Origin of the sequence: Pannus brasiliensis CCIBt3594, assembly GCF_036688125.1 — a bacterium.
In the GTDB taxonomy this organism is placed as follows: domain Bacteria; phylum Cyanobacteriota; class Cyanobacteriia; order Cyanobacteriales; family Microcystaceae; genus Pannus; species Pannus brasiliensis.
In genome coordinates, this window is the sequence record NZ_JBAFSM010000082.1 from 1 (window position 1) to 14,868 (window position 14,868).

Sequence of the window (14,868 nt, forward strand, 5' to 3'; positions counted from 1 at the left end):
ACACCCTTGTGTTCCTTATTGGGCAAGGCTTTCAGCCGCCTTGTCGCCCCTACAGGGAAAAACGGGAACTCGACCCTCACTTTGAAGTTCGATGCGATCTCCGCCATTTAGATTGGTTTAACCGATTTTGGGAAGATCAAGAATTTAGGGCGAATAATGAGGAACGATATTCTAGTGGGCTGTTCCTCCTACGCTCCGCCCGTTTACTCTGGCGAGAAGGCAAGGGAAAAGGGAATCCGTGGGATGTTAATCCCTTGTATCTTCAATGCTCGATCGATACCCGTTTATGGACGGAAGAAGGAACACGGCAAGTTCAACATCAGAAAATATCCGAACTAGAGATCGAGCGAATCAGAATGAGGCCCGAACTCACCTTTCCTTTCTTTTTTCGCGCCCGATCGCTCCCCATTTATTTCACTATCTGGAAAACGATCATCGCTTTTCGGGTTTTAAAATTTTCCGAAAAAGGAGATTTCGCCAAAGCTCAAAAAGAATTTCAGAATGCAATTCAACGAACCGAATCTTGTTTAAATAACCTAACGCTGTCCCCTCCCCGTCCCCGAAAGTCCCTTTGCCGGGCGAATCCCGAGATCATTGTCGGTGTCTCGATGGGGTTAGCCCGACCCGCCACGGTCGCTGTCGTTAATGTCGTCACGGGTGAAGTCTTAACGTACCGTAGTATCAAACAGTTATTAGGAGAGAACTACAATTTACTCGCCCGTCAACGTCAACAAAAACAGCGACTATCCCATCAGCGACACAAAGCCCAGAAAAAAGATGCCCCTAACCGATACGGTGAGTCGGAATTAGGGCAGTATCTCGATCGTCTCATCGCCAAAGCGATCGTGAAACTCGCCAGAGAATACCGCGCTCACAGCATCGCCGTTCCCAAGCTCCGACAGATCCGAGAAATTATCCAGAGTGAAGTCCAAGCGAGAGCCGAACGTAAAATTTCGGGCTACAAGGAGGGGCAAAAAAAGTACGCCCGACAATACCGGGAGAGTATCCATCAATGGAGTTACAATCGCTTAATCGAGTCCATCCATCAAGCTTCAGCCCCGTTCGGCATCGCTATCGAGACAGTCTCTCAATCTTTACAAGGAAATCCTCAAGAGCAAGCCAGAACGAACGCGCTCGCCGCTTATACCGAGCGTTTTGAGAGTGCGAGGTAATTATCTGGCTTTTCTGTGGCTGATTCGCACCTTGACAATTCAATACTGACGTACCAAAATAATACAACAGCGTCGCGGTTCATGCTCTTCGAGCCTCTGCACCGTGGAAAAAATGGGTTAGTTTGATTATCGGAAGATAATCTTTCTTTCTGGCCCTGATAACTGCCCGCTCCTGATGTTGCCGTCTGAAGTTCTCGCTTTGGATGGGAAATCCCTACAATATAGCTGTTGCTCACATCTATATTATAGGTTAGGTACGCGCCCAACAATAAGGGGTAAGCCGAGAGACGAGAAATAACTCAAGGCTCGATCCTGATTTTCAGGATACGGAGATCGTCGAAGAAGCTACTTCTTTCGCTCGGTCGCTTGACCGAAGCGGTGGTTATCGAATCACCTCCCTCACCGGAGGAATCCTTCTCATCTTTTCGTGAAACGAAGCGGGGACATTTTCCCTAGCCTTTCCCGAAAATCCTCAAACCCTTGGTCTGCAAGCCGTTACCCGATATTTTCGATCGTTCGTTAGAGCCGAACGCCCTCAAGCATCAAGCTTGTCGGATAGGTTCCCGAAAAATGGCTGTAGATTCCACGACTCACAAGGGATGAGGCGGGAGGAGTTTCTTCAACCCTCCCGGCATGGGTCGGGTTGAAAGGTGGTCTTCACCGAATTCGTCGATTCGGCTCACGAGAGTTTCTTCAACCCTCCCGGCATGGGTCGGGTTGAAAGGGGAGATCAGTCCCTCGAATAAATGCGAGAGCAGGGGTTTCTTCAACCCTCCCGGCATGGGTCGGGTTGAAAGCAGAAATACCGGAAGATCCAACTCGAACCCGCGGGGTTTCTTCAACCCTCCCGGCATGGGTCGGGTTGAAAGAGGTTACATCCCCGTTAAAATCCCATCCCCGACCCGTTTCTTCAACCCTCCCGGCATGGGTCGGGTTGAAAGCGAAGTCAAACTCGAAATCCTAGAGGAAGGGAAAAGTTTCTTCAACCCTCCCGGCATGGGTCGGGTTGAAAGGTAATACCAATTTTCTAAAAATATGCTAGACTTGGATAGCTCATATAACTTTCGCTTATAATCCTATGTCGGGAGTTCCGAAAATAGAAGTAACCGAATCGGTAGAAGCTCTTCGAGAGTTAATGAAAAAACAAAAGTCAGGCTTGGGATACGCCAAAGTTCAATCTCTCTATTTATGGAAAACAGGAGTGGCGGACACGGTACGCTACATAGCGGTAATTGTCGGACGAGAAGAAAGTACGGTACACCGTTGGTTCGCACTCTATAGAGCGGGGGGAATAGATGCGTTACTAGATGAAAATCGCCAGCCGGGACGACCGAAAAAAGTCGGAGTGGAAACCGTGGCTAAACTCCAGCAAGAATTAAGAGATCCCGAAGGCTTCTCCAGTTATAAAGAAATCCACTTATGGTGCTTAACTACGGAGGGCATTCGGGCGAGTTACGCGACAATTTATCGTGTGGTTAGATACGAACTGAAAGCTAAATTAAAAGTGGTTAGACCACAACACGAGCGACAGAAATCTGGAGCGGTAGGGGAGTGGGTAGAGCGGCTGTCAGAAAGACTGAAAATGCTGAAAGAACTGATATTTCAAGTTCACGGCGAGAAAGAAATTCGCTACTGGTGTCAGGATGAAAGCCGGTTCGGATTGAAAACAATAGAGAGAAGAAGAATAACGCTCTTCGGCATTAAACCCGAGGGAATTTGTCAGAATCGATTCAACTATTATTATACTTATGGATTAATCGAACCTCGGAGTGGTGAATCCTTTTTTTACGAATTCTCGAATTTGAATTCGACTTGTTTCCAATCTTTTTTAGAAGAGTTCTCTCGACAATTCAGCGATGCGGTACATATCCTTCAACTCGATAACGCTCCTTTTCACACGACTCGAAAGTTAAAGATTCCGGAAAATATTCTATTTTTCTTTCAACCGAGTTACTCTCCCGAGGTCAATCCGATCGAAAGATTCTGGCAATTTTTAAAAGACGCTCTCGGGGGACAAGGTTTTGAGAACTTACAAGAACTCAAAGAGAGAGTGGGTGTTGTACTGAATTCCATGTCGAAAGAAATCGTGCGTTCCTTAACGGGATGGGATTATATTTTACAAGCCCTATCTCTGGCAGGACTTTAGAAAATTGGTATAAGATGATTGGAAAGAAGGATTGAAAGGAGCACTGCGATCGCATCGTGCGGCAAGTTAACGACACTTAATTCGTGAACAGTTATCACTACCACCTCACGACATTAATTCGTTAAACAACGACACTAATGTGTGAACAGCGACATTTAATTTGTGAATGTACCGGAGTTTCGAGAGATGGAGAATAGGGAACTCGAATCCCTGACCTCTGCGGTGCGATCGCAGCGCTCTACCAACTGAGCTAATTCCCCGTAGCCCACCTATCATAGCATTTTTTAGCGCGCGATGGCAAAATGGGAATAATTCGATCGAGGGGACAGTATTGACGACCATGTTCTTTTTCGTACTCGGTTTCAATCTAGGCTTGACCCTCCTCAACTGCTTTCTCGCCTGGAAACTGTGGCAACTGCGCCGGGTTCTCGTCCGGGTCACGAACACCCTCACCCGCGTCGAACGTCGTCTGCATCGAATTTTTTACCCCGCTCCCGAATTTCTCCTCGTCGGACGGGCGGGAACTCGCTGTCTCCGCCAGAGTTACCAGCGTCTTTACCTACAGATCCGGGGAATCAGCCCTATTTTCTGGACGTTATCCCTCGTTATCCGCTACTGGCAACGACAATCGCGACGGGGACGGGCGGACGATCGGTTTATAATCAAGGCAAAAGCTCTCTTTTCCCGATCGCTACCATGACCGAACTGTCCCGACGGAAGTGCAGTACCTATCAACCGGGTTCTTCCCCGGCCACCCCCGAAGAAATCGCCACCCTCAAAGCGGAAATTCCCGATTGGAGCCTCCTGGAATACGAGGGAGTTCCCCGCCTACAAAAAGTCTATCCCTTCCCGAATTTCCAAACGGCGCTCGCTTTTACGAACGCGGTCGGCGCGGAGGCCGAGAAAGAGGGACACCATCCCGCCCTTCTCACCGAATGGGGAAAAGTGACCGTTTCCTGGTGGACGCACGATGTCGGCGGCCTACACGAGAATGACTTCATTCTGGCCGCCCGAACCGACGAGATCTACCGAAACAGCGAGAAATAGGGAAATATTTTCCCTATTTCTCGTTATTTTTTCGGCGATAACATCATCATCATGTTACGCCCTTCTTTTTTCGGGGCTTGCTGGATCTCGGCCACATCCTGCAAATCGTTCGCCATGCGGTTCAGCAATTCTTCCGCCAGGTTGGAGTGCTGGATCTCGCGGCCGCGGAAGGTGATCGTCGCCTTCACCTTATCCCCTGCTTTGAGAAAACGTTGCGCCTGATTGACTCGAACATTATAGTCGTGTTCGTCGATCTTGTAGCGCATCTTCACTTCTTTGATATCGACCGTGTGCTGTTTCTTTTTCGCCTCCCGCGCCCTTTTCTCCTGCTCGAACTTGTACTTGCCGTAGTCCATGATCCGGCAGACCGGGGGGGTGGCGGTTTCACTGACCAAGACGAGATCGAGTTCTTTCTCCTCGGCTATCCGCAGGGCTTCCGCGGGGGTGAGAATGCCTAACTGAGCGCCATCGGCATCGATGACGCGGATTTCCGGGAAACGGATTCTTTCGTTGATTTGGGGGAGATCGCGAGTATTGCGTCTTTTATCTATCACGGGCATTCTAGGGTTCTTCTAATCGGTGGTTTGAATGGGTCAAGTTTACAGAAGGACTACTGTTATTTTACCGACTCGATCGAGTTTCCTGTTTAATTGTTAAGTTTCCTTTTCATTTTACTCTATACTGAAAGAAAACACCGCGATCCGTATAGAGGTAAACAGGGGAGAGACGATCGCCCCGGCGGCCACGGGAATCGAGAGGAAGATCCATTGAGGGGTTAGAGCGACACTATGCCGACGATCGAGATAGCCGGAGTCTCCCACCGTTACGAACTCTTCTCGCCGAATCCCCGTCGGAGCGCGCTCGTGTTCATTCACGGTTGGTTACTCAGCCATCGGTACTGGCAACCCCTGATCGATATCCTTTCCCCCCGCTATCCCTGTCTCGTTTACGATCTACGCGGTTTCGGCGAATCGCGGGCCGCCGTCCCCGGTTCCGCCTACACCCTGGAATCCTACGCGACGGATCTAGAGATCCTCCTCGATCGCTTGAACGTGGACAGCGCCTGGTTGATCGGCCACTCCCTCGGCGGGAGTATCGCGCTCTGGGGCGCTCGGGCTTGTCCGGAACGGGTTAAAGGGGTGATCTGTCTCAATTCCGGGGGTGGCATCTATCTCAAGGAAGAATTCGAGCGTTTTCGCGAGGCGGGCCGACAGATCTTGCAACGCCGGCCGGGATGGTTGCCGAAGGTTCCGTTTATCGATCTGCTCTTCTCGCGCATGATGGTCAAACAAACCCTCGAACCGCGCTGGGGGAAACTGCGCGCGCTCGATTTCGTCCGGGCCGATCACGACGCGGCGCTGGGTTCCCTACTGGAAACGACCACGAAAGACGAGGTGCATTTACTGCCGCGGATCGTCTCGCGTCTATCGCAACCGGTCTATTTCCTCGCGGGAAAAGACGACCCGATCATGGAATTAAAGTACGTGACCCATCTGGCCAGTTTTCACTATCTTTTCGAGATGGGAGGGAAAAACGTCATCGAACTCCCGGATTGCGGACATTTCGCCATGTTGGAACAAACCACCCTTGTCGCGGAAGCGATCGCCACGATTCTCGCCGATCACGGGGGAATCTAGCTCGATCGGCTGTCGCGGGATGAAAATTTGTGTCACAATATGGATAGAACAGCGAGATTGTATCGATCGCTGAGAACGCTTAATTCAGTTAATCAATGTCCTGGAACCACCTGTCGCGAACCCGATCCCCCCTCGGTTATCAGCCTTTCCCACCACCGATCCCGGCATTTCTATCCCTGTTGTCCCGCCAATAGGAAATCGTTTCCCGTTGGCGTTCGGCGATTTTTGAATAGCTTTGGATTCGAGAGAGTTACCGGTTTAGGAGCAACTTATGTTACACCGCAAGATTCATCAATTCCTCATGGATTCTCGGGAAGTTTGTATTTTCTTGCGGGATCAGCAGAGATGGATCGATAACGCGCGAATTATCGATCTCGAAGGCGATCTCGTGACCATTCGGTACGAGACGGAGGAAGATGACGAGATCAGTTCGTGGGAAGAGATGGTTCGTTTGGAAAGTATCGGGGCGATCAGTCAGAAACTCGCGTCCGTCTCCCGGATCAATCCCGATGTCCTGATTTCCGAGGACTGTCCCGAAGCGGAACAACTCTACCCCCGTTCCCCGGATGTACCCGACTGATCCCCGCGTTCTGGCGCTCGATTTCGATGGCGTGATCTGTGACGGGATGATCGAGTATTTCCAAACCAGCCAACGCACCTATACAGCCATCTGGAACGGGACGATCCCCCCGGAGGTCGCGCCGCGTTTCTATCAACTCCGTCCGGTGATCGAGACGGGATGGGAGATGCCCTTACTCCTGCGGGCGATCGCTCTCGGGTTCACCGACGAAGAAATTCTCGATCGCTGGCCGGCGATCGCGCGGGATTTATTAATCAAGGAAAATCTCGATAAAAAACGCCTCTCGCGGGAGTTGGACGGTGTTCGCGACCGTTGGATCGCGGAAGATCTGGAAGGATGGCTAGATTTACACCGATTCTATCCGGGGGTGATCGATCGACTCTCCGAACTTTTACACTCGGACACGGCGATCTATATTATCACCACTAAAGAATCCCGTTTTGTCAAGCGATTGTTACAAAAAGTAGGGATCTATTTTCCCGACGATCGACTGTTCGGCAAAGAGGTTAACCGACCGAAATACGCTACTATTCGCGGGATTTTAGCCAATACCGGGGCGTTACCCTGCGATTTCTGGTTCGTGGAGGATCGGCTAGAAGCTTTAGAACTGGTGCGGGGACAGGAGGATCTAGCCGATGTTCGCCTGTTTTTAGCCGATTGGGGTTATAACACGGCGCGGACGCGGGATTCTATTCGCGGCGATTCCCGAATTCGATTGTTAACCCTAGAACGATTCACGGGCGATTTCCCGGATCGGGCCGGCTGACGCGGGCGGATTTTCCCCGATCGGGCGCTTTCTGTTATACTATAAAGCGTAGTCGTTATGAGTTGCCTTTAGAGTCATGACTAACGTGGAAAACGTGGTAATTATCGGAAGCGGCCCCGCGGGATATACCGCCGCGATTTACGCCGCGCGCGCGAACCTGAAACCCGTGATGTTCGAGGGCTTTCAAGCGGGAGGCATCCCCGGCGGTCAATTGATGACCACCACCGAGGTCGAGAATTTCCCCGGTTTCCCGGAAGGCATCACCGGGCCGCAACTGATGGAACGGATGAAAGCGCAGGCCGAGCGATGGGGAACCGAATGTTATACCGAGGACGTGACGTATGTGGATTTAAGTCAGCGTCCCTTCACCGTTCGATCGAGCGAGCGCGAGGTTAGAGCGAACAGTATTATTATCGCCACGGGAGCGACGGCTAAACGGTTGGGATTGCCGAGCGAGGGACATTTCTGGAGTAACGGGATCTCCGCTTGCGCGATCTGCGATGGCGCGACCCCGCTTTTTAGAGAGGAAGAACTCGCGGTGATCGGTGGGGGCGACTCCGCGGCCGAAGAAGCGGTTTATTTGACCAAATACGGTTCCCACGTCCATCTTTTAATCCGTCGCGACGAGATGCGCGCCTCGAAAGCCATGCAGGATCGCGTCCTGAACAATCCCAAGATTACCGTACATCGGAACACCGAGATCATCGACGCGTTCGGTACGGGGGGCAAAATGGAAGGAATTCGCGTGAAAAATAATCAAACGGGCGAGGAAAGCGATCTGCTGGTGAAAGGATTATTCTACGCGATCGGCCATAATCCGAATACTTCCCTGTTTACCGGACAGTTGGAACTAGACGAGATCGGTTATATCAAGGTCAAACCCGGAACCGTGGCTACCAGTGTCGAGGGGGTGTTCGCGGCCGGGGACGTGCAGGATCACGAGTACCGTCAGGCGATTACCGCGGCGGGAACCGGGTGTATGGCGGCGTTACTCGCGGAAAGATGGCTCTCGGAACATCATTTAATCCACGAGTACAAACAATCGGCGGAATCGGAACATTACGAGGCGAAAGCGGAAAGCGAGACCGTGGCCGATACGGAAGCGACGTTCGATATCGCGAAAACGCGTCATTACGGGGGATACGCGTTACGGAAATTATTCCACGAGAGCGATCGCCTGTTAATGGTTAAATACGTCTCCCCCACCTGCGGCCCCTGTAAAACCCTGAAACCGATCCTCGATAAAGTGGTCGATGAGTATGACGGTAAGATTCATTTCATCGAGATCGACATCGAGGCCGACCCGGACATCGCGAAGATGGGGCAGGTAGTGGGAACCCCGACGGTACAATTCTTTAAAGATAAGGAGTTGGTCAAGGAAATGCGCGGGGTGAAGCAAAAAAGCGAGTTCCGTCAGGTGATCGATAGCTATCTTCCCGCGACCGTGGGATAGGAAAAAGGAGGCAGGAGGCAGGAGGCAGGAGGTGAGGGAGGGAAAAGGTGAAAGGGTAAAGGGTAAAGGGTAAAGGTGAAAAGATTAAGAAAGCTCTTTTCCCTTTTCCCGAAAAATTTCCCCATCTCCCCATCTCCCCATCTCCCCATCTCCCCATCTCCCCATCTCCCCATCTCCCTATCGTCCCGCTTGTAACCCGTTGGTTTCCGATCGAGCCGGTTTCCAGCCGTCCCGCGCGAGTAGAGGGAGGAGATCGATCGTATCTACCGCGCTTTTGAGATGATAATTGTCCGATCGAACAGGATACCTCTCGCGCAATTCGTTGTTTATGCTATAAAAACCTCAAAAAATGGCATTTTACAACATCGATCGGGGGTTTCCTGACACGTTTAGGTAGAATATTCTTGATTCTGATTCCTGACTCCTGACTCCCGGCTCCTGACTCCTGACTCCCGGCTCCTGACTCCCTAACCACAGGACAATTTTTCAATTCCGCGATAGGTCTATTTCCTTCCGTCCGGACCCGAACCGCTATCCGCCGGCCGCGGGTCGCGATAGGGTAAAGAGAGAGGACACATCGATCACGAGAAATCTATGGGCGAAATGCAAGCGATCCGAGGCACGAGAGACATTTTACCCGCGGAGGTGGGTTATTGGCAGTTCGTGGAAAGTACCGCGGGACAGATTTTAGGTCGCGCGCTGTATCAGGAGATACGAACGCCGATGTTCGAGAATACCTCTCTGTTCGAGCGGGGGATCGGGGAAGCGACGGACGTGGTGGGGAAGGAGATGTATACTTTCCTCGATCGGGGCGATCGCTCTCTAACGCTCCGGCCGGAGGGAACCGCGGGGGTGGCGCGGGCCTATATCGAGCATAAACTGCAAGCGGCCGGGGGAATCCAGCGTCTCTGGTACAAGGGGCCGATGTTCCGCTACGAAAGACCCCAGGCCGGCCGGCAGAGACAGTTTCACCAGATCGGGGTGGAAGTGCTGGGGAGTGACGATCCGAGAGCGGACGTGGAAGCGATCGCCCTCGCCACGGAGATATTAAAGGCGTTGGGATTGGAAAATCTGAAATTAGATTTGAATTCCGTCGGGAATGGCGAGGATCGGCAGAGCTATCGTCAGGCGTTAATCGATTATCTCACGCCTTACCGGGATAGTCTGGACGAGGATTCGCGGGAGAGATTGAGTAAGAACCCGCTCCGGATTCTCGATAGTAAGGACGAGAAAACGAAGGAAATCTGCCGGAACGCGCCGAGTATTCTCGATCATCTGGGGGAAGAATCGCGGAAACATTTCGATCGGGTGCGATCTCTCTTAACGGATCTGGGCATCGTCTATCGTGTCAATCCCTGTCTGGTGCGGGGGTTGGATTATTACACGCGTACCGCGTTCGAGATTATCTCGGACGATCTCGGCGCGCAGGCGACCGTCTGCGGTGGCGGTCGGTACGATGGTCTGATCGCTCAACTGGGTGGCGCGCCGACTCCCGCGGTGGGATGGGCGATCGGGTTGGAGCGTTTGATCCTTCTCTTGCAACAAAAGCGGGCGAATCCCGTGCTAATTCCCGATTTTTATCTAGTTTCCAAGGGAGAGAAAGCGGAGGCTATCGGTGTCGTTCTCGCCAAACAATTGCGGGAACAGGGATTCTCGGTGGAACTGGATCTCAGCGGGAGCGCGTTCGGGAAACAGTTTAAACGGGCCGATCGATCCGGGGCGATCGTCTGTTTGATCCTCGGCGACGAGGAGGCCGAGGGGGGAACCGTGCGCTTGAAATGGATGCAAACCCAAGAACAGGTAAGTCTGTCGCGCGAGGAGTTACTAAATCGGCAAGAAATGTTAAGAAATCAGATCGATCGGCACAAATCCTGAGCGGTTCCGTCAGGGGCGAATAATCACCCCCAGCACACGGAACTATGGAATTTATCTTGCAGAAAGAAGGGGAAGATCTCGGTCGATCGCTCTCCTCGTCCACTCTCGGTATCCTATCGGGAAAGTACCGTCTTCTCGGTCGTCTGGATTCTCCCGCGCGCGACGTGGAAGTTCGGATCGATTTCGAGAGTCGGGGAACGATCGAGCGAAAAACCAGTTACCATCGATCGGACGCGGGGGGTTTTATCGAGATCTTGCCCTATACCGATCTCGCGCCGGGTAACTGGCGGATACGCTGTTACGGTGACATCCTCGACGAATTGCACGGACGGGGGTGGCGGGAAAGTTTACAATTGATCGTTTCCTCTCGCCTCGTCGATCCCCTGGAGCGATTGGAAGCGTTGATCGGCGAGGAGATCGAACCTTTTCTGAGCGCGCGGGACGATCGAGAGGTGATTCAACTGCGATTCGCCGATCTAGAAAAGAATTCTTCGTTCGTCTTCGATCTACGCGTACCGTCCGGGAAAAACGAGCGTCTCGAAGGGGTCGATCTGCCCGATCCCGCGACGATGACCAAGATCTTACAGCGATCGATCCCCGTTGCCGGTTCTTCCCTGCCCCCGAAACTCTCCTCCACTCCCTCGCGTCAGAAAGCGCCCCAACTTCCGGCAATCCCTAGGAATTCGTAGTTATTTACCTAGAGGAATCCAAACATATTTTTTTTACGTGATCTCACCCTTGACGGGTTTCGGCACGCGAAATTTTGCGGCGATCGTTCGTGTCGGATTCCCCGATCGCCCGGCGATCGATGTTCCCAAACTCTCGAAAACCGCGATTCTTGTGAAAAATAGGTGGGTAATAGAGATTTACCGGTCTGTTTACAGATCGTAAGGCGATAATCGGCGCTTTTTTTTTTCTCGTGTTTTCGCTTCCGTGCATTGGACGGGAGCGCGAAGGGCGATCGATCGGGGGACGCGACGCTCGAACGCCCCCCGTGTAAGGTTTTCCACTTTCCGTGGTTGACGGGAACGGCTCCCGAACGTTCGAGAATCGATCGAAAGCCCGATCGATTATTAGATTTTTCCGTAATTTTACTGTTGACGAATTTTCGATCCTTTAAAAATATTAAAAGTTTGAAAAAAATGAATAGTAAATTATTAAAACAATCCGTGTTTCCCCTCTTGTTGAGCTTTAGATTTTTCGTCTAGAATAGTGAAAGAATTGTCAATAACTATATACAATTTTACGGAATTGTTATTGGCAAGCTATACCGATTCCTAGTTTGAAGAGTGAGCGAACGATGTTCTTATCGCGAGAAACCTATCGAGTAGCGCGACAACCATCCGTGCTGGATCGCGAGATTTTCTGGAACATCGTCAAGATTATCCGAAAAGTATAGATAGGGAGACCTAATGCCGATTCCTAAGCCGGATTACCCGATCTTTTCCTATATATACTGGGAAGCTTTTCTAAGAACGGCATACCGTTCTAGGCTTTTAACGTTCGATCCAACTTAGATAACAAGTTTCTAAATTGGATAGCTTCTTAGTGGTGTAAAGCGGACAGGTTCTGATGATGCGGTTCCCGACAACGGGAGCCGGTCAAAAACTTAACTCGATATCGAAAGAGCTATCGAGCGATCGTACACTTGAGTTTCTGGAGCAAATTAATGGCTACTCCTACTCCGTTTTCTGATTACCTTGAAGGAACCTCGAACTTCGATGATTTTATCGGTAGCTGGGGAAACGATACTATCAACGGTCAAGATGGTTTTGACACCCTGAGCTATGAAAACCTGACCGACGCGGGATCGAAACCTCAAAGCATCACTTTCATACCCGTCGGCTCCGCTTCGAGTTCATCATCTTTCGTGGGAACCGTTCAAAAAGGCTCTCTCGGAACCGATTCCCTGTTCTCGATCGAGTCGATCACCGCCAATGCCGCGACGAAGAATAACCTGATCGATGCTTCATCAGCCGCGGCGGGAGTATCGATCAATATCAGTTTAGGCGTGTCGGCCTTGAACGTGCTCTCGATTCCGGGAATCGGAAACCTGAGTCTCTTGGTATATAACTTCGATAATGTCATCGGTACGAATGGCAACGACACCATTATCGGGGACTTCCAAGATAACAACTTGAACGGTGGCGGGGGTAACGACACGATTTCCGGTTGGACGGGGAACGATACCGTCCTGGGGGGAGCGGGTGACGACAGTTTACGGGGGAATAGTGGTGACGACTCGCTCGGCGGTGGCGACGGCAACGATATTCTTCGCGGTGATTTCGGAAATGACATCTTAAATGGTGGGGCCGGAGCCGACTTTATGGACGGTGGCGACGGAAATGACCTTTATTATGTCGATAACGCCGGCGATCGCGTGATAGAACTCTACAATGATGCCCTGGGAGGGGTGGACTCGGTATTCTCTTCCATCAATTACACGCTCGGATTCGCCCTCGAAAACTTAACCTTAACCGGCACCGCCAATCTGAACGGGACGGGTAACGACAATAACAACATTATCACGGGCAATAGTGGCAATAACGTTCTCTCGGGCGGCGCGGGGGACGATACGCTCGTGGGTGGCGCGGGGGCCGATACCCTGACCGGGGGAAACGGGAGCGATACTTTCCTCTATAACGCTCTCTCGGATGGGGGGGATACGATTACCGACTGGAGCCCGACAAATCGCATCTATCTCCGTTCTTCCGGTTTCGCGGGGTTAAGTCTCGGTACTCTTGCCGCCAATCACTACGGGGAAGGTGGCTCGGTAGCGTTAGCGGCATCCGCGGCGTTGAGCGCGAACTCGGGAGTCGCGAGCGCGGCCGTACTGGGGGTTAACAGTGGCGCGAACGTGGAGATTTGGTATACCTCGAACACGTCCGCTCTCGCGGGATTGACCCGTTTAGCGACGTTAACCGGCACGAATCTCGGCCAGATCGGCCTGAACGATGTCTCGATCGTCGCGTGATCCGTAAGCGAGCTATCGATAGAAGAAGCCGAACTCTGTTCGGCTTTTTTCTTTTTAAGGTTAACGCTTCGATCGCCAGATCCGTTCGTCCCCGTCGTCGTCAACTCTCCCCCAATCCCTGAACAACCCCTCGTTCTCGCTCGTCAAACGCGTCGAGAGAGAACCCGAAAATTTATTAATATCTATATTCACTATCTAGGTTCGCGATGATTTTGGGCAGATTAACTCTTGACAAGTATACAAAATTTAACTATTCTTCTGGTAAGAATACGAATCTACCGCTATCAAAACAATGATGTAAATCCCTCGCGACCGACTATCTGTCCGTTTTCGAGACTTACTGAAACGTATAAGACTTACAAAAGTTTTGAGATTCGGCTCGTGTCTAAATAGAACGCTTGGCGTAGTAATGTTGAGCCGATCGCTCGGCTTAGACTTCCCTGACCTGAATTTATTCCATAGGGATCGCTTTTCTTCGAGCCGATAGGTTTCGAGGAAAATGTTGATCGATCATGTAGGGATCGCTTCTCTTGAGACCTATCGGTTTTGATGCAGAATGTCGATCGATTATTTTCTCCAATCTAAGTCGATCGAGGCTTAGACAAACATCCTTCTCTTGCGCTATCCGGCGCAAAAGATTCTCGGAATACCTAGCAAGGTATTCAATTCTTGCGCACATTACTTTTTGGGAGACGATAAAAATATGCCTATAGGAACATCGGGAAATAATAACCTTTTCGCGACCCTATTCGATCGAAACTTTATCGGTAGCGGGGGAAACGACACTCTCAATGGACTGGTTGGTTCTGGTATCGACACGGCCGATTATTCAAGTCTGACCAACGCGGGGATCGCGCAAAGGATCACCCTACTACCGACCGGAGTGGTAAGCAAAGGAGTTTCCGGTCTTTTCGGAACCGATCAACTGAACTCGATCGAGCGTATCATCGCCAATGCCAGCGCTACTAATAACTCGATCGACGCTTCAACGGCCGGGGCGGGAGCGACGATTACCGTGAACTTAAATACCTCTAGCCTGATCGTTAACGGCATTCCCGGACTAGGAAGCTTAAGTTTTAGCGTTCTCAACTTCGATGATGTCACCGGCACGAGCGGTAACGATAGCATCATCGGGGACTCTCAGAATAATATCCTCAACGGGGGAGCGGGCAACGACACCATCAACGGGGGAAATGGAAACGATACCGTCGATGGCGG

Annotated in this window: 14 protein-coding genes, 1 tRNA gene and 1 CRISPR repeat array; of the genes, 12 read left to right on the forward strand and 3 right to left on the reverse strand. The window is 51.4% G+C overall.

All coding sequences use genetic code 11. The annotated features are described in order from the left end of the window. The coding region (gene cas12k, locus V0288_RS23880; protein ID WP_332867699.1) for a type V CRISPR-associated protein Cas12k at window positions 1-1,172 on the forward strand (1,172 nt) is incomplete at its 5' end. Window positions 1,173-1,785: 613 nt separating this feature from the next. Then, window positions 1,786-2,185: direct repeats of the CRISPR family, unit length 37 nt; unit sequence GTTTCTTCAACCCTCCCGGCATGGGTCGGGTTGAAAG. A 65-nt stretch (window positions 2,186-2,250) separates the two neighbouring features. Continuing rightward, a complete protein-coding gene (locus tag V0288_RS23885; protein WP_332867700.1) occupies window positions 2,251-3,318 on the forward strand; it encodes an IS630 family transposase in 1,068 nt (355 codons plus the stop codon). Between the two features lie 187 nt (window positions 3,319-3,505). Here the strand turns inward: V0288_RS23885 and V0288_RS23890 are convergent. After that, window positions 3,506-3,578: transfer RNA gene (locus V0288_RS23890), tRNA-Ala, on the reverse strand. Window positions 3,579-3,658: 80 nt separating this feature from the next. Here V0288_RS23890 and V0288_RS23895 point away from each other — a divergent pair. Then, on the forward strand, window positions 3,659-4,018 hold the full coding sequence (locus V0288_RS23895) for a hypothetical protein (protein ID WP_422662066.1): 360 nt from the start codon (window positions 3,659-3,661) through the stop codon (window positions 4,016-4,018). Next, window positions 4,015-4,365: a 4a-hydroxytetrahydrobiopterin dehydratase gene (locus tag V0288_RS23900; protein WP_332867702.1), complete on the forward strand. Its 351-nt coding sequence runs from the start codon at window positions 4,015-4,017 to the stop codon at window positions 4,363-4,365. Before V0288_RS23895 ends, V0288_RS23900 begins: the two co-directional genes overlap by 4 nt. 23 nt (window positions 4,366-4,388) lie before the next feature. Here the strand turns inward: V0288_RS23900 and infC are convergent, their stop codons facing one another. Then, on the reverse strand, window positions 4,389-4,919 hold the full coding sequence (gene infC, locus V0288_RS23905) for a translation initiation factor IF-3 (protein ID WP_332867711.1): 531 nt from the start codon (window positions 4,917-4,919) through the stop codon (window positions 4,389-4,391). Window positions 4,920-5,153: 234 nt separating this feature from the next. Here infC and V0288_RS23910 point away from each other — a divergent pair, with 234 nt between their 5' ends. The 4 genes from V0288_RS23910 to trxB all read left to right on the forward strand — a co-directional run bounded on the left by V0288_RS23910 (window position 5,154) and on the right by trxB (window position 8,801). Beyond that, complete coding sequence (locus tag V0288_RS23910; protein WP_332867703.1) at window positions 5,154-6,002, forward strand: alpha/beta fold hydrolase; 849 nt, start codon at window positions 5,154-5,156, stop codon at window positions 6,000-6,002. A gap of 271 nt (window positions 6,003-6,273) precedes the next feature. After that, entirely contained in the window at window positions 6,274-6,582 is a 309-nt protein-coding gene (locus V0288_RS23915; protein WP_332867704.1) for a DUF6679 family protein, read from the forward strand. Next, a complete protein-coding gene (locus V0288_RS23920) occupies window positions 6,569-7,348 on the forward strand; it encodes an HAD family hydrolase (protein ID WP_332867705.1) in 780 nt (259 codons plus the stop codon). Before V0288_RS23915 ends, V0288_RS23920 begins: the two co-directional genes overlap by 14 nt. A gap of 76 nt (window positions 7,349-7,424) precedes the next feature. After that, a complete protein-coding gene (trxB, locus tag V0288_RS23925; protein WP_332867706.1) occupies window positions 7,425-8,801 on the forward strand; it encodes a thioredoxin-disulfide reductase in 1,377 nt (458 codons plus the stop codon). A gap of 331 nt (window positions 8,802-9,132) precedes the next feature. Here trxB and V0288_RS23930 read toward each other — a convergent pair whose 3' ends face one another. Next, the gene (locus tag V0288_RS23930; protein WP_332867707.1) at window positions 9,133-9,291 is read right to left on the reverse strand and encodes a hypothetical protein; all 159 of its coding nucleotides are present in this window, start codon (window positions 9,289-9,291) and stop codon (window positions 9,133-9,135) included. A gap of 104 nt (window positions 9,292-9,395) precedes the next feature. Between V0288_RS23930 and hisS the strand changes: the two genes are divergently transcribed. The 4 genes from hisS to V0288_RS23950 all read left to right on the forward strand — a co-directional run. Beyond that, the gene (hisS, locus tag V0288_RS23935; protein WP_332867708.1) at window positions 9,396-10,676 is read left to right on the forward strand and encodes a histidine--tRNA ligase; all 1,281 of its coding nucleotides are present in this window, start codon (window positions 9,396-9,398) and stop codon (window positions 10,674-10,676) included. Between the two features lie 44 nt (window positions 10,677-10,720). Further along, window positions 10,721-11,365, forward strand: a complete 645-nt coding sequence (locus V0288_RS23940) for a hypothetical protein (RefSeq protein ID WP_332867709.1) — start codon at window positions 10,721-10,723, stop codon at window positions 11,363-11,365. 980 nt (window positions 11,366-12,345) lie between these two features. Further along, window positions 12,346-13,650 (forward strand): calcium-binding protein, encoded by a 1,305-nt coding sequence (locus V0288_RS23945; RefSeq protein ID WP_332867710.1) that lies wholly within the window; start codon window positions 12,346-12,348, stop codon window positions 13,648-13,650. Between the two features lie 703 nt (window positions 13,651-14,353). Next, the coding region (locus tag V0288_RS23950) for a calcium-binding protein (protein ID WP_422662065.1) at window positions 14,354-14,868 on the forward strand (515 nt) is incomplete at its 3' end.